We start from the raw sequence: 22907 nt of genomic DNA on the forward strand, positions 1-22907 counted from the left end.
AGGGGGGCTGATATGGGGGCGCCGTTCCGCGGTTCCCGGGTTCCATGATCACCTGCTCGCTCATCGTTCCGATCTACCGGAACGAGGAAAACCTGCCCGACCTGATCGAGGCGCTGACCGGGCTGGCGGCGCGCGTGCCGGGATTCGAGGCGGTGCTGGTGGTGGATGCCTCGCCGGATCACTGCGAGGCGCTGTTGCGGGCGGCGCTGCCCAATCTCGGCTTCCCGGCGCAGCTTCTCGCGCTCTCGCGCAATTTCGGGGCCTTCGCCGCCATCCGCGAAGGGCTGATGGCCGCGCGCGGGCGGTATTTCGCGGTGATGGCGGCCGACCTGCAGGAGCCGCCGGAACTGGCGGAACGGTTCTTCTCGATCCTGCGGGACGACGAGGCGGATCTGTGCCTGGGCGTGCGGGCTTCCCGCCAGGACCCGGGAATGGCGCGCTTCCTGTCGCAGACCTACTGGCGGCTGTACAAGCGGTACGTTATCCGCGAGGTGCCGGCGGGCGGGGTGGACATCTTCGGCTGCAACGAGGCGGTGCGCACCGCGCTGCTGGCGCTGGACGAGCGGTCGGGCTCGCTGATCGGGCAGCTGTTCTGGGTGGGGTTCCGGCGGCTCGAGGTGCCCTATGACCGGCGTGCGCGGACCAAGGGGACGAGCGCCTGGGTCTTCGCCAAGCGGCTGCGCTACTTCGTGGACAGCGTGTTCGCCTTCTCCGATCTGCCGATCACCCTGCTGGTGGGGATTGGCGCGGTGGGCGGCGCGCTCTCGGTGATTGTCGGCATGGTGGTGCTGCTGGCCTGGCTGTTCCGGGATATTCCCGTCGAGGGCTATGTGCCGATCATGATCGCGGTGCTGTTCTTCGGCTTCATGACGCTGCTCTCGCTCGGCATCATCGGCATCTATGTCTGGCGGATCAGCGAGAACGTGCGGGGGCGGCCGAACGCGATCGTCGCTCGCCGCGAGGAGAACGGGCCGGGCGCCGGGGCCGGGCTGATCGCGGCGCCCGATGCGCTGGACGGGCCGGTGCAGGCGCCGGGCCGGGCGGCCGCTCCCGCCCGCCTCTCGCCTGGCTGATGCTGCTGCCTCCTGGCTTCGCCGCCCTGTTCCGTGTTCCATCCGTTGCATGAGCGAGCCCGCATGAACCCGCCCCGCATCCATCCCCAGGCGCTGTGCGAGAGCGAGAGGATCGGCGAGGGCACGCGGGTCTGGGCCTTCGCGCATGTGCTGCCCGGCGCGGTGATCGGGGCGGACAACAACATCTGCGACGGCGTCTTCATTGAGAACGACGTGGTCACGGGCGACCGCGTGACGATCAAATGCGGCGTCCAGCTCTGGGACGGGCTGCGGGTGGAGGACGATGTCTTCATCGGGCCCAACGCCACCTTCACCAACGACATGTTCCCACGCAGCCGGGTGCAGCGGGGGGCGCTGCCGCCCATCACCCTGCGCCGCGGCGCCTCGATCGGGGCGAACGCCACCATCCTTCCCGGCCTGACCGTCGGGCCGGGCGCCATGGTCGGCGCCGGCACGGTCATCACGGCGGATGTGCCCGCCAACGCCGTGGTCGTCGGGAATCCCGCGCGCGTCATCGGTTATGCCGGGGTGGATGCGGCGGTCGAGCCGCGCGCCTTGCCGGAGGACGCGCCCTGCCGCGTCGTCGTCACGGAATCCCACCGGGACCCGCGCGGCCGCCTCTCCCACTGGCCGCTGGATTCGGCCCTGCCCTTCACCCCGCGCCGCCTCTACGTGATCGATGGCGCGCCGGATGGCTGGGCCCGGGGCGGTGGCGCCTATCGCCGTTCCCACCAGTTCCTCATCGCGACGCAGGGGGCGGTGACCATCGCCATGGATGACGGCACCCGGCGCTGCGCCGTGCGCCTCTCCGGCCCCGATGCCGGGCTTCATGTTCCGCCGGGCACCTGGACGCTGCAATACGCGCACACCGCCGATGCTGCCCTGCTGGTTCTCGCCAGCGAGCCCTATGATCCGGACGAGCGGATCACGGATTATCTCTCCTGCTTCGGGGATGCGGGGGCATGAGCGTCAACACCACGCGGCGCGGCCTGCTCGGCCCTTCGGCCCGCGGCCTTGTGGCCGATCTCGCGCTCGTTCTCCTCGCCTCGGTGGCGACCGTTGTGCTCTTCGCCGTCCTGCGCCGGCTCGGCCTGCCCTTCGGGCTGCGGATCGGCGCGATGGGGGAGGACTACAACTGGCTCCTCATCCTGTCCTCTCCCAATGCTTCGGCCCGCGCCCAGGCTTTCTGGGCGATGAACGACCGCAACCCGCTCTCGCCCTGGTGGTACATCCCCATGCGGGCGCTCTACGCCAACGGCGCGAACGGGCCCTATCTGACGCGGCTGCTGGTGCAGCCGCTGCTCGGCGTCTCGATCTACCTCATGGTCCGGGCGGCCACGCAGGGGCGGGCACGGGGCATCGCGCTCGGCGCGGGCATGCTCGGCGGGGTCTGGCTGCTGCACACCTCGCCCGACCAGATCGCCTGGAACTTCATGGGCGCGCTCTCGCTGAGCTGCTTGTCCATCGCCGCCTTCGCCGCCTGGGTGAATGGCGGGCGGAGCGCGCCGGGCTGGTACGGGCTCTCCCTCGTGCTCTGGTTCGCGGCCTTCGGCAGCTACACCTTCCAGGTGGGCGCGGTGGTCGGGATCGGCCTTCTCTCGCTGCTGAACCCGCGCCTGCAAAGCCAGGGGCTGCCGCGCCGGCTGGCGGTGGCGGTGGCCGAGGTCCTGCCCTATCCGCTGCTGCTTGGCGCCTTCGTGCTAATGTGGAAGACGACGCAGAACCCGGCCATGGCGCAGTACTACGCGCTGGATCCCTCCCTTCTGCTGCGCAACCTGCCCTCCTCCCTTTGGGAGGGGCTGACGCTCGCGCATTACCATCCCTTCGCCATCCGGGCGCTCGGGCTCCTCGGCTGGGCAAGCATCGGGCTGGCGGCGCTGTTCGGCCTGGCGGCCGCCGGGCTGCAGCTGCTGGTCACGCGGGGTGAGGCGCCGGCGCGGCTGCGGGACGCAGGGCTGGTGCTGGCAATCGCGGCGGGGCTGGTGCTGCCGACGCTGCTGATCGAGTCCATGTCCGGCACCTGGACCGTGGGGCTGCGCTGGCCGATGGTGGACCAGGGCTGGCGGCCGCTGTTCTGGGTCAGCGTCGCCGCGCTGCTCCTCGCCGCCCTGCCGCTCTCGGCAGCGGTTCGGCGGCTGGGGCTCGCGGCCGTCACGGGGATCGCGGCGGCCTGGGTGCTCCTGCCCTCGCTCGGCTACAACAACCTGCAGAGCGTCGCCTCGGCCCATGAGCAGGCGATGATGACGCAGGTGCGCGCCGTGGCGCAGCGCGTGCCGCCGGGCGCGGCCTTCAACGTCGTCGTCCTCGTCGATCCCGGCGTGGCGCTCGTCACGCCCGACATCATGTCCTACCGCGTGGCGCCGATCTGGTTCCCGGGCCGCGATTACGGCCTGCGCGTGCTGCAGCACGACACCGACCGCCGGCGGGACTGGGACAGCGAGAGCTGGTCGCGCGTGGTGCTGGAGGACGGGCATGCCTCTAACCTGCGGATCGGCCCGGGCACCGGCCCCTATCCCGCGATCCGCATCCTGCGCTTCGATGGGCGGACCGTCTCCGTTCCGCCCGTTCTGGACGCGGCTGATTTCGCCGGCTACCCCGTAACATGGCTGCGGACGATGCCGTTGCGGCAGGATCCCGCCAATCCCTGACGCGGAGTGGCCATGACGGAATCCTGGCGCCTGACGGCGAGCGAGATCGCATCCCTGGTCCGCTCGCGGGACCTTTCCGCCGAGGCGGTGGCGCGGGAGGCGTTGGCCCGGCTGGACCAGGCCAATCCCGCCATCAACGCGGTGGTGCAGTTCATGCCCGAGGAGGCGCTGGCGGCGGCGCGGGCGGTGGACGAGGCGATCGCGCGCGGGGAGGATCCCGGGCCGCTGGCGGGGGTGCCGGTCACCACCAAGGTCAATGTCGACCAGAAGGGGCACGCCACCACCAACGGGCTGCGCATCCAGTGCGACCTGGTCGCGAAGGCGGACAATCCCGTCGTCGCCAACCTGCGCAAGGCGGGGGCGGTGATCATCGGGCGGACGAACACGCCGGCCTTTTCCCTGCACTGGTTCACGCGCAATTCGCTTCATGGCCACACGCGCAACCCGCGGAACCCCGCGCTGACGCCGGGCGGGTCCTCGGGCGGGGCGGCGGCGGCGGTCGCGGCCGGGATCGGGGCGATCGGGCATGGGACGGATATCGGCGGCTCGGTCCGCTATCCCGCCTATGCCTGCGGCATCCATGGGCTGCGGCCGACGATCGGGCGGGTGCCGGCCTGGAACCCGTCCTCAGGCGAGCGGGCGATCGGGGCGCAGCTGATGGCGGTTTCCGGCCCGCTGGCGCGCAGCATTGCGGATATCCGCCTGGCGCTGCGGGCCATGGCGGCCCCCGATGCGCGCGACCCCTGGTGGACCCCGGCGCCGCTGGACGGGCCGGCTTTCCCCAAGCGTGCCGCGCTCTGCGTGCGACCGGAGGGAATGGCGACGACGCCGGAGGTGGAAGCGGCCGTGCGGGCCGCAGGCCGGCGGCTGCAGGATGCGGGCTGGACGGTGGCGGAGACGCCGGTGCCGCCGCTGCGCGAGCCCGCGCGGCTGCAGGCCATGCTGTGGCTGGCCGAGAGCCGGCGCGGGATGAAGCGGGCGCTGGCGGAGGAGAACGATCCGGACGCCAACTTCGTCTTCGCGCAGATGGAGCGGCTGTGCCCGGAGCCGGACATGAACGCCTTCCAGGACGGGCTGCAGGCGCGGGCGGGGTTCCTGCGGGAATGGAGCCTGTTCCTCGAGCGCTATCCGGTGGCGCTCATGCCCGTCTCGGCCGAGCTGCCCTTCCCTGATCTGTTGGACCTGGAATCGCCGGAGGCCTTCGACCGGGTGATCGAGGGCATGCTGCCGCAGGTAGGGCTGCCGCTGATGAGCCTGCCGGGGCTGACGGTGACCACCGACCTGTCCGGCCCCGCGCCGCTCGGCGTGCAGCTGGTGGCCGGGCGGTACCGCGAGGACGTGCTGCTGGAGGCAGGGGCACTGCTGGAGACGGCGATCCCTGTGGCGGAGCCGCGGCTGGCCTGAGCGGGCGGTGCTGGTGGCCCCGGGGAGAGGAAGAAGGAATCCTTCCTCTCCCCAGACCCCTCACCATCATCTTCTTCTATCGGTCGGAAAGGCTTCGTTGGAGGTGCGCCTCGGGTCGATGACCCGAGGCGGCTGCAAGGGCGGTATCGATCCGCGGCAGCCCGATGGGGGTCCAGGGGCCTCGGCCCCTGGCGGGCGAGGTCCGGAGAGGGCGGAGCCCTCTCTGGGAGGCAACGCGACGGGGCAGGCCGGCGTTATCTCTGCCTCACGTTGTCGTTTCGGAGGTTCGTGGCATGTCCGACGAGAAGGCCGGCACACCGCCGGGCGTGACGGGCGACCAGACGCGCGCCGGGCAGATGAACCCGGGCGACGACGCGCCGCCAGGCACGCCTGGCACGGGCGAGGATGCCTGCCCGGATTGCGGCGGCAGCGGCAAGGTCGCGGCCGGGGCCTGCCCGAATTGCGGCGGCACGGGGCTGGTGACCCGGGGCGTCGCCGGCGGCTGACGGAGCGGCGAGTCGTTTCCTGACAACCCCGGCCGCCTCTCCACGTTTCCACCCCCGCGGGCCAAGCGCGGCGCCGTGGCCCCCAGGCTTCATCGGCACTCAGTCATCGATATCGAGGAGAGACACAATGGACAGCGATCGGATCATCGGCGCCGGCAAGCAGGCGGCGGGCCAGGTGCAGGAAGGCGTGGGCAGCCTGATCGGCGACAGCCGCACCCAGGCGCAGGGCCAGAAGAACCAAGTTCAGGGCGAGGTCCAGAACCAGATCGGCCAGCTCGAGGACTACATCCGCGACCAGCCGCTGACGGCGGCCGCCATCGCCGTGGGCTTCGGCTGGCTGCTCGGGCGCCTGCGGATCATCTGATCCGGCGGGTTCGGGTTCAGGGCGGCGTGGCGGTCCCTTGGGGCTGCTGCGCCGCCCTTCTCTTTGTCCGGGCCACTGCAACGGATCGTCTCCGGGCCTGTCGGGTGGTGCCGGGCGCCCCTATTTTGCGCTGGGCATGAATGCCCTGCCGCGCCGCCCGCTGATCGGGTTTGCCCTTCTTCCCCTCGCGCCGCGCCCGTTGCGCGCCTCGGCGCTGGACGGGGCGTTGCGGGACGCTGCCGCCTTTCCGCGCCTGCACAGTGTGACGGTGGCGCAGGGTGGGCGGATCCTGGCGGAGCGGCATCTGCGCGGGCCGGCGCTGGACGTGCCGCATAATATCAAATCCGCGTCCAAGACCGTGCTCTCCGCCCTGGTGGGCTGCGCCATCGCGCGCGGCGTGCTGCGGGGGGTGGACCAGCCCGTGCTGCCTCTGCTGGGCATCCGGCCGGCGGGGATGGACCCGCGGGTGGAGGCGATCACGGTCGGGCACCTGCTGACGATGCGGGCGGGGCTGGAGCGGACCTCGGGCGCGAATTACGGCGGCTGGGCGGCGGCGCGGGATCCGGTGGCCTATGCGCTGGCGCGGCCCTTCGTGGACCAGCCCGGGGGCGGGATGCAGTACTCCACGGGGTCCACGCACATTCTGGGCGCGGCGCTGGCGCGAGCGGCGGGGCGGCCCTTGCTGGAACTGGCGCGGGACTGGCTGGGCGGGCCGCTGGGCATCGCCATCCCGGCCTGGCCGCGCGATCCGCAGGGCCGGTACTACGGCGGCAACGACATGCGGCTGACGGCGCGCGCGCTGCTGCGCTTCGGGGAGTGTTACCGGCTGGGCGGCGTATGGAACGGGGCGCGGGTGATCCCGGCGGACTGGATCGCGGAGGGCTGGGTTCCGCGCACGCGCTCCTCCTGGAGCGGGCAGCTCTATGGCTATGGCTGGTGGATCGCGGCGGCGCGGGGAATGCGGGTGTTCTTCGCCTGGGGATATGGCGGGCAGATGCTGTATCTGGTGCCGGAGATGGAGTTGAGCGTGGTGATGCTGTCGGACCCGGCGGCGCCGCGCGACCCTGTTCATATGGCGTCGCTGCACGCGCTGCTGGCGGAGGGGATCATGCCAGCATTGGGCGCGGGATCGGGTGACGGGGCGGAGGCGCTGGCGGTGCCGGAGTAGGTGGGACGGACGGGGGTGGGCCGGGTGCGGGACGGCGCCACCGGGGTATCCGTGAAGGGTGTCTGCCCTCGTCTGCCGTGTTCTCGCCCGGATTCCAACATGGTCGGGGGGCAGGTTGCCCGGGGCGTGGCGGATCCGGAGGCGGGTTCGGCAAGCAATGACCCCAAGGGGCCGCTCCCCTGCACGTCATCGCCACGTCACCCATTCCTGCTTGCCGTGCCCTGGCGGGCGGGAGGGAGGGCGGCCAGGATGGGTCCGCAACGGCCCTGGGGCGACGCATGATCACGCTGCACCACCTGAACAACTCCCGCTCGCAGCGCGTGCTGTGGCTGCTGGAGGAGTTGGAGGTTCCCTACGAGATCCGGCGCTACGAGCGCGATCCGGCGACGATGCTGGCGCCGCCGGAACTGCGGGCGGTGCATCCGCTGGGCAAGGCGCCCGTGATCACCGAGGACGGGATGGTGGTGGCCGAGACAGGGGCGATCGTGGAGTACGTGCTGGCGCGGTACGGGCAGGGGCGGCTGGTGCCGCCGGAGGGCGGCCCGGCGTTCTGGCAGTACCGGCACTGGATGCACCATGCCGAGGGGTCGGCGATGCCGCCGCTGGTTATGACGCTGATCTTTGGCAGCTTGGCGAAGCGGGTGCCGGCGCCAATGCAGGCGGCCGCGCAGGGGATGGCGGAGCTTCTGCAGAAGGGGATCGTGGACCCGAACCTGGAGCGGCTGAAGGATTACTGGAACGAGGCGCTGGCGGAGACGGGCTGGTTCGCAGGGCCGGAGATGACGGCCGCGGATGTGATGATGAGTTTTCCGCTGGAGGCCGCCGCCGGGCGGTCGCCCTTCGGGCCAGGGCGGCCGAATCCGGGGGCGTTCCTGGCGCGCATCCAGGCCCGCCCAGCCTATCGACGGGCGCTGGAGCGGGGCGGGCCGTATGCTTATGCGCGGTGAGTTTTTCGTCGGGCCGGTTCGGCCGGCGTACCAACGCTACTGACAGAAAGAGAAGGGGTCCGGGGGGATCCCTCCCCCCGGTCTTTTCTTCCGCAAGTAACGCTTCCCGCCGCGCCCCGCCGTCCCCAAACTAGGGGGATGGCCTCCCCGGTACCCGTCCAGCAGGACACGCCCGACCCCGATTTCGCGGAGCTTCTCGCCCGCCGCCCGCATCTGACCGCCCATGTGCTGGACGGGCTGGTGATGGAGGATGTGCCGCTGGTGCGGATCGCGCGCGAGGTGGGCACGCCGGCCTGGGTGTATTCCGCCGACACGCTGCGGCGGCGGTACGGCGCGCTGCGGGATGCGCTGGCCGAGGCGGGGCTGCAGGCCTCCATCCATTATGCCGTGAAGGCGAATGACAGCCTGGCGGTGCTGCGCGTGCTGGGCGCCGAGGGCGCCGGTGCGGATGTGGTGAGCGAGGGCGAGTTGCGCGCGGCGCGGGCGGCGGGGATTTCGGCGGATCGCATCGTGTTCTCCGGCGTGGGCAAGACGCATCGGGAAATTGCGCTCTCGCTGGAGGAGGGCATCCTTCAGATCAATGCGGAGAGCGCGGAGGAGGTGGAGCGCATCTCCGAGGTGGCGGCGGGGATGGGGCGGATGGCGCCGGTTTCGCTGCGCATCAACCCGGATGTGGATGCGCGGACGCATGCGAAGATCTCCACGGGGCTGGCGGAGAACAAGTTCGGCATCGCCTACACCGATGCGGCGGCGCTGTACGCGCGGATGGCGGCGCTGCCGGGCATCCGGCCGATCGGGCTTGCCGTGCATATCGGCAGCCAGATCACCGAGGGGATGGCGGGGTATCGCGCGGCCTATGGGCGGGTGGCGGAGTTGGCGCGGGCGCTGATGGCGCGCGGGCTGCCGGTGGAGCGGCTGGACTGCGGCGGGGGCCTGGGCATCCCGTATCGGGACGAGCTGCCGCCCTCACCGGCCGCGCTGGCAGGCGCGATCAAGGCGATGCTGGGGCCGCTGGGGCTGCCCGTGATGTTGGAGCCGGGGCGGTGGATCGCGGGTCCGGCGGGGGTGCTGCTGTCCTCGGTGGTGCTGCAGAAGCGTGGGCAGGCCCGGCGCTTCGTGGTGCTCGACGCCGCGATGAACGATCTAGTGCGGCCGGCTATGTACGAGGCCTGGCACGGCATCCTGCCCCTGGCGCCGGACCTGCTGCACGCGCCGCTGTCACCCGCCGAAGTGGTGGGACCGGTTTGCGAGAGCGGGGACACCTTCGCGCGCGGCCGGGCGCTGCCGGACCTGCCGCCAGGGGCGCTGGTGGCCTTCCTGGATGCCGGAGCTTACGGCGCGACCATGTCCTCCACCTACAACGCCCGGCCGCTGGCGGCGGAGGTGCTGGTGGACGGGAACCGATGGGCGGTGACGCGGGCGCGGCAGTCGCATGAGGCGCTGCTGGCCGGGCAGGTGGTGCCGGAGTGGCTGGACCAGGATTGCTCAGGGGTAACGGCTTGAGCGGGACGGGCACCCGCCCGCCGGGCCGCGGCGCGGCCGGGTCCTCCGGCGCGCCGGACGGGCCGGTGGGTGGGCGCCCGGTTCCTGCTGTGAAGGCCGCTGTTGGTCCGGGGCGGCTCGGGCGGCTGCGGCTGCGTGCGCGGTTGGTGCTGTTCTGGGAGGCGCTGTGGCCGCGGGCTTGGCCGGTGGTGGGGGTGGTGGGGCTGTTCCTCACCCTCGCGTTGTCCGGGTTGTTCCTCCTGCTGTCGCCGCTGGCGCACCTGGTTCTGCTGGCCGTGCTGATTGCGGCGCTGCTGGTTGCGGCGATCCGGGGCGCACGGGGCTTCGTGCTGCCAGGGGATGAGGCGGCGGACCGGCGGCTGGAGCGGGCCTCGGGCCTCAAGCACCGGCCGCTGGCGACGCTGCTGGACCGGCCGGCGGGGGGCGATGCCACGGCGATGGCGCTGTGGCGGGCGCATCAGGCCCGGGAGGCGGCGCGGCTTCGTGCCCTGCGCGCGGGAATGCCTCGGCCGGGGCTGGCGGCGCGCGATCCGCGGGCGCTGCGGACGGGGCTGGCGGTGGCCTTCGTCGCGGCGCTGACCATGGCGGGGAGCGAGGCGCCGGAGCGGATCCGGCGCGCGCTGTGGCCCGACGGAGCGGCGGCGGTGCCGGGACTGGCGCCGCGGCTGGAGGCCTGGGTGACGCCGCCGGCCTATACGGGGGCGCCGCCGGTGTTCCTCGATCCCTCGGGGGGAAGTGCCTCGGTGCCGGCGGGAAGCCGGCTGCGGGCGGCGCTCTCGGGCGGGAGCGGGGCGCCGGAGCTGCTGCGGGACGACCTGCCGGCGGCAGTGTTCCAGCCCCTGGGCCCGGGCAGCCACAGTGCGGAGGCGGTGCTGGACGCCGGCGGGCGGGTGAGCGTGCGCCAGGGCGGGCGCGAGGTGGCGGGGTGGTCGATCGCGGTGCAGGCGGATGCGCCGCCGCGGATTTCCTTCGCCGAGCCGCCGGGGCAGGCGACCGGGCCGGGGGCGCGCAGCCTTGCCACGCGCATTCCTTGGCGGGCGGAGGACGATTGGGGCGTGGCCGCAGCGGGGGCGGAAATCCGGCTCGTCGCGCGCCCGGATGCGGCGCCGGTCGCGGTGGATCTGCCGTTGCCGCCGGGGCAGGCCCGCACGCCGCGCGGGGTGGCCCAGCCGGATCTGTCGGCGCATCCCTGGGCCGGGCTGCCCGTGCGTGTGCGGCTGGTGGCACGGGACGGCGCCGGGCAGGAGGGGCGGTCGGAGGAGGCGGGGGTGACCCTGCCGGAGCGGGGGTTTAACCACCCCGTGGCGCGCGGGCTGATCCTGCTGCGCAAGGGGCTCTCGTTGGATCCGACCGCGCGCGCTCGGGCGATGGAGGGGCTGGACCGGCTTTCCGAGAACCCGCTGGCCTTCGAGAACGACACAGCGACCGCGCTGGCGCTGCGCTCCGCCCGGAGCCGCCTGGATGCGGATACCCGGCTGGAGGCGGTGGGCGAGGCGCAGCAGACGATGTGGGACATGGCGCTGGCCCTGGAGGAGGGGCGGGCCGATCGCACGGCACGGTCCCTGGCTGAGACGCGGGAGCGTCTGCGCGAGGCGTTGCGCGAGCGGGAGCGGCAGGAGCGCGAGCGGGCGGAGGCGCAGCGGGAGGGCCGCGAGGGCGAGCAGCGGCGCGAGAACGAGGAGCGCCGGCAGGCCGGGGCGGAGCCTCGGCCGGAGGGGGAGCGGCCCCAGGCCGAGCGTGAGGCGCAGGACCGCGAGCAGAATCAGGAGCGGGCGGAGGCCGAGCGGCGCGAGCGAGCCGGGCAGCCGCCGGGCGCCGAGAATGAGCAGGCCCGGCAGGAGCGGGCCCAACAGGAGCAGGCGCGGCGTGAGGAAGCGGAGCGTCGCGAGGCAGAGCGCGACCAGGCGCGGACGGAGACGGACCGCCGCATCCAGGAGCTGCGCGAGGCCGTGCGGCGGCACATGGATGCGCTGGCCGAGCGGACGCAGCGCGAGAATGGCGAGGCGCCGCAGGATGCCCCGCCGCCCCAGGCCCGCCCGCAGGACCGCCGCGAGGCCGAGCGCCGCACGGACCGCATGCGCGAGCAGAACCGCCAGGACCGCCCCGAGGAGGCCGAGCGCGAGCTGGCGGAGCTGGAGCGGATGCTGGAGCAGCTGGAAAACGGCCAGATGGCCGAGAACCAGCGCCAGGAGCGCCGGCAGCAGCGCCAGCGCGGGCAGCAGCAGATGGGCGTGATCCAGGACATGGTGCGGCGGGAATCGCGCCTGCTGGATGGGGCCCATCGCCGCGCGGAGGCCGATACCGGCCGGCGGGAGCGGGAACGGCGCCAGGCCTATCCCTGGAACCGCAACTTGCCGCCCGAACCCGCGACGCAGCCGGCACCGGATGCGGCGGCCGAGGCGCGGGTGCAGCGGGCGCTGCGCCGGGCGCTGGGCGAGCTGATGCAGCAGCAGGGGGACCTAACTGGGGACGTGCCGGCGCCGCTCGGCCGGGCGGATCAGGCGATGCGCGAGAGCGCCGAAGCGCTGGGATCAGGCACCGACCCGCGCCCGCACCAGGAGCGCGCGATCCGCGAGCTGTCCGAGGGTGGGCGGCAGATGGCGCAGCGGATGCAGCGGCAGTTCGGCCGCCCCGACCAGCCCCAGCCCGGCGAGGGCCAGGAGGGCGAGGGCGAAGGCCAGGGCGATGCCATGGCCGAGGGCGGCGAGCAGGGGGGCGAAGGCCAGGACCAGATGGCCGAGAATGGCGAGGGGCGCGATCCGCTCGGCCGCCGGCTGCGCGAGGGGAATGGCAGCGCCGAGGAGGGTGGCGACACCCGCGTGCCGGAGGAGGCGGAGATCCTGCGCACCCGGCGCCTGCAGGAGGAACTGCGGCGGCGGCATGCGGAGCGGGAGCGGCCGGCGGCGGAGCTGGATTACATCGACCGGTTGCTGCGGCTGTTCTGAGAGTGGCTGGCCCGCAGCCGGTATTAAGGGAGGAGGTTCTGACGCTGTGACGGACAAGGTGCTCAAGGGGCCTGCCTCCTACTTCCCCTCAATCGAGAAAAAATACGGGCGCCCCATTTCGGAGTGGCAGGAGCTGGTGCGCAAGGCCGGCCCGGCCAAGCACATGGAGCTCGTCGCCATGCTGAAGAACGAGCATGGGATGGGGCATGGCCATGCGAACGCCATCGTCGCGCACATGCTGGCGAGCGACGAGGCGGGCACCTAGGGCGGCCGGCTCGGCCCACCGGCCACCAGAACAGACGGAAGGTCCAGGGTTGGACCTATAGGTCCAACCAGTTTCCTGGTGGAGGGCTCCAGGGGAGGCAAGGCCTCCCCTGGAGCCGCTCAGCGCCGCCGGCGCAGCTCGCCCAGGCTCAACCCGCCCAGCACCTGGGCCACCGCGAAATAGGTCCCCATTCCCGCCACCACATGGATGCCGAGCACGATCAGCCGCGCCGTGGAGCCGACCGGATCCGGCAGGGTCCAGCGGAGGGCAAGGAGGACGGCGGCCATCGCCAGGGTCGCCAGCAGCAGCCGGGGCAGGCGGCGGCGCAGGCGGCGATCGGGGCGCCACTGGCTGCGGCGGCGGAGCACCCAGGCGAGGGCGATGACGTTGATCCAGGCCGAGATGCCGGTGGCGAGCGCGATTCCGACATGGGCGAGGTAGCGGGTGAGGATCAGGTTCAGCGCGAGGTTCATCACGACGATGACGAGGCTGATCTTCACGGGCGTGGCGGTGTCGCCGCGGGCGAAGAAGGCGGGCACGAAGGCCTTCACCAGGATGAAGGCGGGCAGGCCCAGCGCGTAGACGGTCAACGCCGCGGCGGTGGCGGCGGCCTCGAGCTCGCCGAAGGCGCCGCGCATGAACAGGGCCGAGATGATGGGCCAGGCGAGGAGCGCCTGGGCGGCGGCGGCGGGCAGGGCGAGGGCGAGGGAGAATTCGAGCGCCCGGTTCATCGTGCGATGGGCGGCCAGCGGCTTGCCGCCGCGGATCTGCTTGGCGAGCAGCGGCAGCATGGCGGTGCCGACGGCCGCGCCGATGACGCCCAGCGGCAACTGGCCGATGCGGTCCGCATAATAGAGGTATGAGACGGCGCCGGGCGGCAGGAGGGAGGCGATGACGACGTCCACCGCCAGGTTGAGCTGGGTAACGCCGGCGCCGATCAGGCCGGGGACCATGCGGCGCAGGACATCCCGCACCTCGGGCGTGAGGCGGGGGAGGGAGACGATCCGCAGCGGCATGCCGGCGCGGGCGGCGGCGATCCAGACGAGGAGGAGTTGGGCGGCGCCCGAGATGGTGACGCCCCAGGCCAGGGCGTGGCCGGGGGTGGGGACATAGGGGGTGAGGACGAAGAGGGCGGCCATCGACAGCAGGTTGAACAGCACGGGCGCGCCGGCGGCGGCCGCGAAGCGGTCCAGCCCGTTCAGCACGCCGGAGATCAGCGCCGTCAGGCAGATGAGGACGAGATAGGGGAAGGTGATCCGCGCCATCTCGGTGGCGAGCTGGAAGCGGATGGGTTCATCGACGAAGCCGGGCGCGAGGACGTGCAGCACCTGCGGCATGAAGACCATGGCAAGGCCGGTGAGGAGGGTGAGCCACAGCGTCATCAGCGTGGACATGCGCTCGGCCAGCGCGCGGGCCTGGGCGGCGCCGTTGAGGGTGAGGGTGGTGGCGAATGCGGGGACGAAGGCGGCGTTGAAGGCGCCTTCGCCGAAGAGGCGGCGGAACAGGTTGGGCAGCTTGAGGGCGATGAAGAAGGCGTCCGCGATCGGACCGGCGCCGAGGCTGGCCGCGATCAGCATATCCCGCAGGAAGCCGAGGACGCGGCTGGCCATGGTCCAGCTGCCGACGGTGAGGATGCCCTTCAGCACGGCGCGTTCAACCTAAAGGGGCGCGGTCAGCGGGCGGGAAGGAAGCCGACCAGCCTCTCCGCCTTGGCGACGATGGGTTCCGCGATCTCGCGCGCGCGGTCGGCGCCGCGGCGCAGCAGCGCGTCCACCGAGCCGGGGTCGGCCAGCAGGCGGCGGGTCTCGTCGGCGATGGGGTTCAGATGGGCGACGAGGGCGTCGGCCAGGATGCCCTTGAAGGTGCCGAAGCCCTGGCCGCCATGCTGGCGCAGGACGTCCTCGGGCGTGGTGCCGGTGATGGCGGCGAGGATGCCGACGAGGTTGCGGGCCTCGGGGCGGCTTTCCAGGCCCTGGACTTCCGACGGCAGGGGCTCGGGGTCGGTCTTGGCGCGGCGGATCTTGAGGGAGATCGTGTCGGCGTCGTCCGTCAGGTTGATGCGCGACTGGTCGGAGGGGTCCGACTTGGACATCTTCTTCGTGCCGTCGCGCAGCGACATCACGCGGGCGGCGACGCCCATGATGTGCGCGTCGATATGCGGGAAGAACTCCTCGCCGTAGTCGTGGTTGAACTTCTCAGCGATGTCGTTCGCCAGTTCCAGATGCTGCTTCTGGTCCTCGCCCACCGGCACGCGGGTGGCGTGATAGGCGTGGATGTCGGCGGCCATGAGGTTGGGATAGACGTAGAGGCCGGCGCCGGCGTTGTCGCGGTCCTTGCCGGCCTTATCCTTGAACTGCGTCATGCGGTTTAGCCAGCCGATGCGGGCGACGCAGTTGAAGATCCAGGCCAGCCGCGTGTGGGCGTGGACATGGGACTGCACGAAGAGGATGCAGCGCTCGGGGTCCAGCCCGCAGGCCAGCAGGGCGGCGGCCATGTCACGGGTCTGGCGCGTCAGCTCGCGCGGGTCCTGGAACTGGGTGATGGCGTGCTGGTCCACCACGCAGAAGATGCTCTCATGCGTGTCCTGCATCGGCACCCAGTTGCGGATGGCGCCCAGGTAGTTGCCGAGGGTGGGGACGCCAGACGGCTGGATGCCGGAAAAGACGCGCTGGGACATGGGGAGATCGGCTCCTGGCCCGCCGGCGGTTGGAGCGCCGGGGGCTTCGTGGGGATGGGGCCTGGGGTGTCCCGCTGCGGGCGGGGCGCGTCAAGCAGGTGTGGTGCCGGGTGGGCTTGTTCTGAGCTATGGGTGCTGGTGACGCCGGGGAGAGGAAGAAGGAATTCTTCCTCTCCCCGGATCCCTCACCATCATCTTTTTCTTCGGCTGGGGTTGCTTTGCTGAAGGTCCGCCCCGGATCCAAGACCCGAGGCGGTTGACAGGGCAGGACGGGGCCGCGGCGGTTTCTCCGGGGTAGAGGGAAGATTTCTTAGGCGGCGACCGGCTCCCGCGCCTCCAGCGTGGCGAGCAGGGCGCGCCGGTCCACGGGCTTGGTGACGGAGCCGTCCATCCCTGCGTCCAGGCAGGCGGCGATCTGGTCGGGCATGGCGCCGGCGGTGACGGCGAGGATGCGGGTGCGGGCGACGGGGCCGGGCAGGGCGCGGATGCGGCGTGTGGCTTCCAACCCGTCCATCCCGGGCATCAGCACGTCCATCAGGATAATGTCCGGCCGGGTGGCGGCGATGGTGTCGAGGGCGGACTGGCCGTCGCTGGCCTCGGTCACGGCATGGCCGGCCATTTCCAGCATGGCGCGCAGGACCAGGCGGTTCACGGCCACGTCGTCCACCACCAGCACATGGAGGCAGGCGGCGGGCTGGCAGGCCCGGGGCGCGGGTTCGGGGGCGGCGGGCAGGGCGGGGGGCACGGTGTCCGGTAGGGGGAGCCAGGCCTCGAAGACGCTGCCCTTGCCGTTCGGCGGGGTGCCGAAGCGAATGCTGCCCTTCATTGCCCGGGCGAGCCCGGCCGAGATGGCGAGGCCAAGGCCGGTTCCGTCGCCCTTCGCCGCTTCCCGGGTGGCGCGGGCGTAGTCCTGGAAGAGGCGGTCGCGGACATCGGCGGGAACGCCGGGCCCGTCATCGGTGACAGCGAGAAGGAGGCCACCGGCTTCGCCCCGGTAGGCGGCGAGGGTGACGGCGCCGCCCGGCGGGGTGAACTTCACGGCATTGCCGAGGAGGTTGTGCAGGATCTGGCGGAGGCGGAGCGGGTCGCACAGGACGGCCTCGGGCAGGTCCGGCGCGGTGTCCAGGCGGAGATGCACGCCCTTGCAGCCCGCGGCAGCGCGGGAGAGGCCGGCGATGTCCTCGAGCAGGGGGTGGAGGCGGGTGGGAATGGCGACGAGTTCCAGCCGGCCGGCCTCGATGCTGGAGAGGTCCAGCACGTCGTTCAGCAGGGCGTTCAGATGGCGGCCGGCGCGTTCCAGCATGGCCGCGCGGTCCCGCTGCGTCTCCGAGAGGGCGTCGTCGTCGCGGAGGAGCTGGGCGAGGCCGAGGACGCCGTTCAGCGGTGTGCGCAGTTCGTGGCTCATATGGGCGAGGAAACGGCTCTTGCCGGCGCTGGCGCGGTCCGCCGCGTCGCGGGCGCTGCGGAGGGCGGCGCTGGCCTCCTGTTCCTCCTTCTCGCGCATGAGGGCGACGAGGGCGAGGGCGGTGCTGCCGGCGAGCGCCGTGCCGAGGATGACCAGCAGATCGTACCACAGCGTGGCGGGCAGGCCCTCGGCGGAGGTGTCGAGCGGGTGGATGAGAAGGCAGGGAATGCGGAGCAGGTAAGCGGCCGCGTTGGCGATGAGGATGCCGATGATCAGAGGCCGGGACCGGAGGGTGCGGACCGGCTCGCTGCGGCGGAATTCCCAGACGGCGGCGAGGTAGTAGGCCGCGGCGATCAGTCCCATCGCCAGCACCCGGGCGTCGAGGCTCTGGAGGAAGGCCGGGATCTGGCAGGCGGCAAGCCAGGCGGCGGCGCCGGCCAGGATGGGGGTGGCGGTGACGCGGGGGCTATCTGGCCCCGCCGCGAACTGCCGGGCACCGGCCCAGATCAGGCCGTAGGTGGCCGCCATCAGCACGTTGGCGAACTGGATGGAGACCGCGTCGGGGATGAGGCCGCGCAGGGCGAGGAGAGGGAGAGCGACGGCGCCGAGGCTGTGGGCGGCGCCCCAGCTGGCGGTGGCGATGTGCCGCCGGTCCTGGAACCAGAGGAAGAGCAGGATCACGCCGCAAGTGGCGGCGAGGGCGAAGCTGAGCACGAAGGCCGTTGGGGCATGCAGCATTGCCGGCCGGCCTCCCTGCCGCGACATGGCGAGGGCAGGGTAGCGGGGTCTGCTTAATCAACCAAGGGTTTCATCACATCTTGGTGCTACAACCTTTTCTGCGGGTCGTTCGGGCCTGGGTATTCCGGGTTCCCATCCCGCCGCGGCCATCTCGAATCCCTCGAACAGGAAGGCGGGGCTGACCGTACAGGCGACGAGGGACCAGGCGCCAAGGCTTTCGGCGGCCTGCCAATGGCCAGGGGGCACCAGGGAGAAAAGCGCTTCACCGGCGGAGAGGTCGGGACCGAGGCGGCGGGTTTCGGGTGCTGTGCCGTCCGAGATGCGGAGCGCGAGGGGGGCGCCGGCGTGCCAGTGCCAGGCCTCGGCGGCATCCACGCGGTGCCAGTGGCTGCGCTCCCCCGCCACGAGCAGGAAGAGGATGGCGGTGCCGGCGCCGCGGCTGCCATCGGCGGGGGCGTCGCGCCAGGTCTCGCGGTAGTGGCCGCCTTCCGGGTGGGGAAGGAGGCCGAGCGCCACGATCACGGCTTCCGCTGGCAGGCCGGGGTCGCGCAGGTTCATGGCCGCCATCCTCAGGCGGGGACGGTGCGGGCGATGGGCGGTAGGGCGGAGACGGCCTCGAACCAGGCAGCGAGGGCGGGGTGGGTGGCCCGCCAGGGCTCGGCGGCGAAGCGGAAGTCGAGATAGCCGAGGGCGCAGGCGGCGGCGATCGCGCCGGTGTCGTGCAGCCCCTCGGGCGGGGCGGCTTCCAGCCGGTCCAGGCCGCGCTCGATGGCGGCCTTCTGGCGGGTGTCGAAGGCGATGCGGCCTTCATCTTGGGGCAGGGAGGCCTGCATGCGGCGGCTGAAGGCCGCGTCCATGATGCCGTCGGCCAGAGCCTGCATGGTGGCGGCGCGCAGGCGGGCGGGGCCGGAGGCGGGCATCAGCGAGGGGGCGGCGCCCAGCGTGTCCAGGTACTCGCAGACGACCGGGCTGTCGAAGACCGCCGTGCCGTCATCCAGCAGGAGGCAGGGGATCTTGGAGAGGGGATTGGCGGCTAGCAGCTCGGCGGGGCTGGCATGGGGGTTCACGTCCACGATCTCGAGCGTGACGCCGCGCGCGATGGCGGAGGCGATCACCTTGCGGGCGAAGGGGCTGGTGGGGGAGGAGAAGAGGCGCATCGGGGTGCTCCGGCGAGAGGTGGAGAGGAGGCGGGTCAGGGAGCGGGGCGGATGTCCTGCGGGCGGCTGATCTCATCCGCCCGGGCGGTGTGGGCGAGGCCCCGGCGCATGGCCCAGAGATTCTTCTGGATGTGCAGCGGGACGATGCCGACATCCTCCATGGCGACGCGGGTGGCGCCCTGGAACAGGGCTTCGCGCGCCGGGTCGTCCAGGGTGCGGAGGCCTTCGCCGAGCAGGCGGTCGTGCTCCGCATTCGTGTAGCGGCCGCGGTTGCTGGCGCCCCAGCCGCGCGGGACGTCATAGGTGGCGGTAAGGGCGCGGAGCGGGTTGGAGGCCTCGCCGCTGTTGCTGCCCCAACCCCAGAGGAATGCGGAGAAGTCCTGGCGGCTGGCGCGGGCGATGTAGCTGGCCCAGGGCATCGCCTCGACCGCGGTGCGGACCCCGATGCGGGTCCACATCTGGCCGATGGCCTGCACGATGCGGGCGTCGTTCACGTAGCGGTCGTTGGGGCCGTGTAGGGTGATGCGGAAGCCCTGCGGGTAGCCGGCCTCGGCCAGCAGGGCGCGGGCGCGGGCGGCGTCGGCCGTGGGGGCGCCGAGGCCGGGGACATGGCCGAAGCTGCCCTCGGGCAGGAACTGGCCGGCGGGGGTCGCGGCTCCCTCCATCACGCGGTCCGCGATGCTGCCGCGGTCGATCGCGAGGGACAGGGCCTCGCGCACGCGGTGGTCGTTCAGCGGGTTGGTCGCGAGCGGCTTGCCCTCGGCATCCGTGATGAAGGGCGTGGGGCCGGTGCGGCTGCGATCGAGGCCGAGGAAGATGAGGCGCAGCCCGACGATTTCGCTGAGCTGCACGCGGGCTTCGCGGCGCAGGCGGGCGAGGTCGCTGGTGGGCACCTGGTCGATGAAGTCCACATCGCCCGAGAGGAGGGCGGCGGTGCGCGCGGGGTCGGAGGGGATGAAGCGGATGGTGACGTTGGCCCAGGGCTGGCGCGGGCCGAACCAGGCATCGTTGCGCTCCACCTCCACGCGCTCGCCGTTGCGGTAGGCACGGAGGCGGTAGGGACCGGTGCCGATGGCCAGGCGGCCGGAATTGAAGTCCTCCGTCGTCGCGCCCTCATGCGTCGCGCGGTTGAGCATGCGGATATTGGCGAGGTCGGTCGGCAGCAGCGGGGCGGGGCCGTCGGTGTGGAGCCGCACCGTCAGGGGATCGACCACCTCCACGCGCCGGATCGGGCGCGTGTAGCCGGAGAAGGAGCCGGGGCTGTTCACCACCTGCGGCACGCGGGCGAGGCTGAAGGCCACATCGTCGGCCGTGAAGGGCTGGCCGTTGTGGAAGGTGACGCCGGGGCGGAGCTTGAACTCCCACACGCCGTCCGCGACCGGGCGCCAGGATTCCGCGAGGGCGGGAATGAGCCGCACCCTCTCATCCGTGCCGACGAGCTTGTCGAAGATCACGTCCGCCATGGCGTTGTTGGGCGCCTGATTGTGGAAATGCGGATCGAGGCTGGTGACGGGGGTTCCGACCGCCATTGTCAGGCTCGTCGTTCCGCCGGGGGCTCCACTCTGCGTTCCGCTCTGGGCGGCCGCGGCCAGGGGGGCGAGCGCGAGCAGGGCGGCGCCGGCGATGCGCCGGGTGAGGCGCCCGGTGACCCGGATGGACATGGTTCTCTCCCGTTTCTGGTAATTTACGCGGGTTCAGCGCGGCGGGAAGGCGCCGCCATCCGTCGGGCGCAACGCCTCGAACAGCTCGGTGACCTCCGCGTAGTCGCGGTAGCCGCAGCGGGCGATGGTGCCCGCGGCCACCATGTCGAAGCGGCCGTCCTTCAGGCAGGTCTCGTCGATATGGATGCCGACGACTTGGCCGATGGTGAGGAACCCGTTGCTGGGGCGGCCGTCCTGGTCGTGCAGCTCCAGCGCGTGGACGACGCGGCATTCGAGGGCTGCGGGGCTGGCGGCGACGCGGGGCGGGCGGACGAGGCGGCTGGGGGCGGCCTCGATCCCGGCGGATTCGAATTCGTTGACGCCCTCGGGCTGATTGCCGGAGGAGGCGTTCATGGCATCGAACAGGGCGCGGGTGGCGAGGCTGAAGGTGAATTCGCCCGTGGCTTTCGCATTGGCAGCGGAGTGCTTCAGCCCCTCGCTGCCGAAGGCGATCATGGGCGGGCCGTTATGGACCATGGCGAAGTAGGAATAGGGGGCGAGGTTGGGCCGGCCGGCCGCGTCGATGGTGGCGATCCAGCCTATGGGACGGGGGGCGACGATGGCCTTGATAGGGTCCCAGGGGAGGCCGTGGCCGTTGCGGGGTTCGTAGAACATGAGGCGTTGAAGGCCGGCGGAGTGAACTCCCCCGGACCCCCTCCTTTTTCTGGGGTGTATTTCTGGCGCGCCTGGATCGTCTGTCCGCGGCAGCCTTGCAAAAAAAGATGAGGGGTCCGGGGAGAATTCCTTCTCCCCGGCCTTTTGCTCACCCCTTGAAGGTGTCCTTCGCCTTCCGGCGCTCCGCCAACTCCTCGACATTCCGCGCCCGAAGGAAGGGGTTGGTGGCGCGCTCCTGATCGAGCGTGGTGGGGACAGTGGGGTGGCCGGCCTTGCGCTGCGCACGGACCTCTTCGGCGCGGGCCTTCAGGGCGGCATTGCTGGGCTCCACGGTGAGGGCGTACCGGGCGTTGCTCTCCGTGTATTCGTGGCCGCAGAGGACGAGGGTGTCGCCGGGCAGGGCGTTCAGGAGCTGCAGGGCGCGGAACATGTCGGCGGGGCTGCCCTCCAACAGGCGGCCGCAGCCCAGTGAGAAAAGGGTATCCCCGGCGAGAACGGCGTGAGCGTCCGGGATGTGCAGGGCGACGTGGCCAATGGTGTGGCCGGGGCTGTCGATCACCTCAATGTTGCCGCTGCCGAGGGGGACGCTGTCGCCGGGGCGGACGGCGAGGTCGAGGGGCGGCAGGCGGTGGGCGTCGGCGGCGGCGCCGAGGACCTTGGCGCCGGTGCGGGCGACCACGCCGGCAACGCCGTCGATATGGTCGGGGTGGTGATGGGTGAGGAGGATCCAGTCCAGCCGGCCGGGCTCGGGCATGTCCTTCAGCGCGTCGAGATTGGGATTCACGTCGCCGGGGTCGCAGAGGGCGACGGTGCCGGTGACATCATCCCGCAGGAGCCAGGCGTAGTTGTCGGAGAGGTTGGGCACGGCCCGGATCGTCCACGTCATCGCCTGTCTCCCCGGCTGCGAAGGCCCTATATCCCCCGCATGGCGGCCGAGGTCCACTTCAGTGCCCGCGGGTTGCAGGGCTTCTACGAGGCGCCTCTCGGGGCGGTGACGCGGCGCGTGCTGCGCGCGCGGCTGCGGCAGGTCTGGCCGGAGCTGACGGGGCGGGAGGTTCTGGGGCTGGGCCATGCCGGGCCGTATCTGCGGCTGTGGCGGCGAGGGGCGGCGCGGCTGGTCTCGGCGACGCCGGAGGCGCTGGCGCCCGGGGGCGGAAGAGGGGGCGTGATGGCGCCCTGGCCGGCGGACGGGCCCTGTGCCGCGGCGCTGGCGGAGGAGGACCGGCTGCCCTTCGCCGATATGGCCTTCGACAACATCCTGCTGGTGCACGGGCTGGAGGCGGCGGAGAACGCGCGGCGGGTGCTGCGGGAGGCCTGGCGGGTGCTGCGGCCGGAGGGGCGGCTGCTGGCGGTGGTGCCGAACCGGCGCTCGGTCTGGGCGCATCTGGAGCGGACACCCTTCGGGCACGGGCAGCCCTATTCGCCCGGGCAGCTCGCGCGGCTGCTGGAACGGTCGATGTTCACGGTGGAGCGGCGGGAGGCGGCGCTGTTCATCCCGCCTTTCCATGCGCGGCCGCTGCTGCGCGGGGCGCGGCTGTGGGAGGCGGCGGGCCGGAAGGTGGCGCCGCAGCTTGGCGGGGTGACGCTGATCGAGGCGCGGAAGGTGGTTCTGGGGATGATCCCGGGGGAGCGCGTGTCGTCGGGCCGTGCCGCCCGGGCCCGGGCGAGAGTGCCGCAGGCGGGCTGGGCGGTGACGGATGAAGCCGCTGGAGGTGCCGTGCGTTGTTCGAACCTGGCCGGGACGCCCCCAAAAGGGGTTGAGTGCGTCCATGGCCTGTTTTGACAAGGAACA

Annotated in this window: 20 protein-coding genes; 12 read left to right on the top strand and 8 right to left on the bottom strand. The window is 72.1% G+C overall.

Features of this window, described 5'->3' with window-relative positions:
• The first annotated feature begins 44 nt into the window (after nt 1-44).
• From ACVBD7_RS20255 to ACVBD7_RS20305, 11 genes are all read left to right on the top strand, one after another.
• Nucleotides 45-1073: a glycosyltransferase gene (locus ACVBD7_RS20255; RefSeq protein ID WP_458095046.1), complete on the top strand. Its 1029-nt coding sequence runs from the start codon at nt 45-47 to the stop codon at nt 1071-1073.
• Nucleotides 1074-1136: 63 nt separating this feature from the next.
• Nucleotides 1137-2039: a WxcM-like domain-containing protein gene (locus ACVBD7_RS20260; protein ID WP_458095047.1), complete on the top strand. Its 903-nt coding sequence runs from the start codon at nt 1137-1139 to the stop codon at nt 2037-2039.
• Entirely contained in the window at nt 2036-3721 is a 1686-nt protein-coding gene (locus ACVBD7_RS20265) for a hypothetical protein (RefSeq protein WP_458095048.1), read from the top strand. Before ACVBD7_RS20260 ends, ACVBD7_RS20265 begins: the two co-directional genes overlap by 4 nt.
• Before the next feature lie 12 nt (nt 3722-3733).
• Nucleotides 3734-5125, top strand: coding sequence for an amidase family protein (locus tag ACVBD7_RS20270; protein WP_458095049.1), 1392 nt, complete (start codon nt 3734-3736; stop codon nt 5123-5125).
• A gap of 293 nt (nt 5126-5418) precedes the next feature.
• On the top strand, nt 5419-5631 hold the full coding sequence (locus ACVBD7_RS20275; RefSeq protein WP_458095050.1) for a hypothetical protein: 213 nt from the start codon (nt 5419-5421) through the stop codon (nt 5629-5631).
• Nucleotides 5632-5758: 127 nt separating this feature from the next.
• The gene (locus ACVBD7_RS20280) at nt 5759-5995 is read left to right on the top strand and encodes a CsbD family protein (protein ID WP_458095051.1); all 237 of its coding nucleotides are present in this window, start codon (nt 5759-5761) and stop codon (nt 5993-5995) included.
• A gap of 136 nt (nt 5996-6131) precedes the next feature.
• Complete coding sequence (locus ACVBD7_RS20285) at nt 6132-7163, top strand: serine hydrolase domain-containing protein (protein ID WP_458095052.1); 1032 nt, start codon at nt 6132-6134, stop codon at nt 7161-7163.
• A 278-nt stretch (nt 7164-7441) separates the two neighbouring features.
• Nucleotides 7442-8110, top strand: a complete 669-nt coding sequence (locus ACVBD7_RS20290; RefSeq protein ID WP_458095053.1) for a glutathione S-transferase family protein — start codon at nt 7442-7444, stop codon at nt 8108-8110.
• 138 nt (nt 8111-8248) lie between these two features.
• A complete protein-coding gene (gene lysA / locus ACVBD7_RS20295) occupies nt 8249-9613 on the top strand; it encodes a diaminopimelate decarboxylase (RefSeq protein WP_458095054.1) in 1365 nt (454 codons plus the stop codon).
• Nucleotides 9610-12558, top strand: a complete 2949-nt coding sequence (locus ACVBD7_RS20300) for a DUF4175 domain-containing protein (RefSeq protein WP_458095055.1) — start codon at nt 9610-9612, stop codon at nt 12556-12558. The genes lysA and ACVBD7_RS20300 overlap by 4 nt, the downstream gene beginning before the upstream one ends.
• Nucleotides 12559-12604: 46 nt before the next feature.
• Nucleotides 12605-12823, top strand: a complete 219-nt coding sequence (locus ACVBD7_RS20305) for a DUF4287 domain-containing protein (protein ID WP_458095056.1) — start codon at nt 12605-12607, stop codon at nt 12821-12823.
• Between the two features lie 119 nt (nt 12824-12942).
• Here the strand turns inward: ACVBD7_RS20305 and murJ are convergent, their stop codons facing one another.
• The 8 genes from murJ to gloB all read right to left on the bottom strand — a co-directional run bounded on the left by murJ (nt 12943) and on the right by gloB (nt 22001).
• Entirely contained in the window at nt 12943-14469 is a 1527-nt protein-coding gene (murJ, locus tag ACVBD7_RS20310; RefSeq protein WP_458095057.1) for a murein biosynthesis integral membrane protein MurJ, read from the bottom strand.
• Nucleotides 14470-14495: 26 nt separating this feature from the next.
• Complete coding sequence (trpS, locus tag ACVBD7_RS20315; protein WP_458095058.1) at nt 14496-15500, bottom strand: tryptophan--tRNA ligase; 1005 nt, start codon at nt 15498-15500, stop codon at nt 14496-14498.
• 310 nt (nt 15501-15810) lie between these two features.
• Entirely contained in the window at nt 15811-17643 is a 1833-nt protein-coding gene (locus ACVBD7_RS20320) for a response regulator (RefSeq protein WP_458095059.1), read from the bottom strand.
• Between the two features lie 57 nt (nt 17644-17700).
• Complete coding sequence (locus tag ACVBD7_RS20325; protein WP_458095060.1) at nt 17701-18210, bottom strand: cupin domain-containing protein; 510 nt, start codon at nt 18208-18210, stop codon at nt 17701-17703.
• Nucleotides 18211-18212: 2 nt separating this feature from the next.
• Nucleotides 18213-18800, bottom strand: a complete 588-nt coding sequence (locus ACVBD7_RS20330) for a glutathione S-transferase N-terminal domain-containing protein (protein WP_458095061.1) — start codon at nt 18798-18800, stop codon at nt 18213-18215.
• Nucleotides 18801-18835: 35 nt separating this feature from the next.
• A complete protein-coding gene (locus ACVBD7_RS20335; RefSeq protein WP_458095062.1) occupies nt 18836-20461 on the bottom strand; it encodes an ABC transporter substrate-binding protein in 1626 nt (541 codons plus the stop codon).
• Between the two features lie 33 nt (nt 20462-20494).
• Nucleotides 20495-21115, bottom strand: coding sequence for a flavin reductase family protein (locus tag ACVBD7_RS20340; RefSeq protein WP_458095063.1), 621 nt, complete (start codon nt 21113-21115; stop codon nt 20495-20497).
• Nucleotides 21116-21263: 148 nt separating this feature from the next.
• Complete coding sequence (gene gloB / locus ACVBD7_RS20345; RefSeq protein ID WP_458095064.1) at nt 21264-22001, bottom strand: hydroxyacylglutathione hydrolase; 738 nt, start codon at nt 21999-22001, stop codon at nt 21264-21266.
• A gap of 39 nt (nt 22002-22040) precedes the next feature.
• Here gloB and ACVBD7_RS20350 point away from each other — a divergent pair, with 39 nt between their 5' ends.
• The gene (locus tag ACVBD7_RS20350) at nt 22041-22898 is read left to right on the top strand and encodes a methyltransferase domain-containing protein (protein WP_458095065.1); all 858 of its coding nucleotides are present in this window, start codon (nt 22041-22043) and stop codon (nt 22896-22898) included.
• Nucleotides 22899-22907 lie beyond the last annotated feature (9 nt).

It is taken from the genome of Roseomonas sp. WA12, assembly GCF_054165765.1.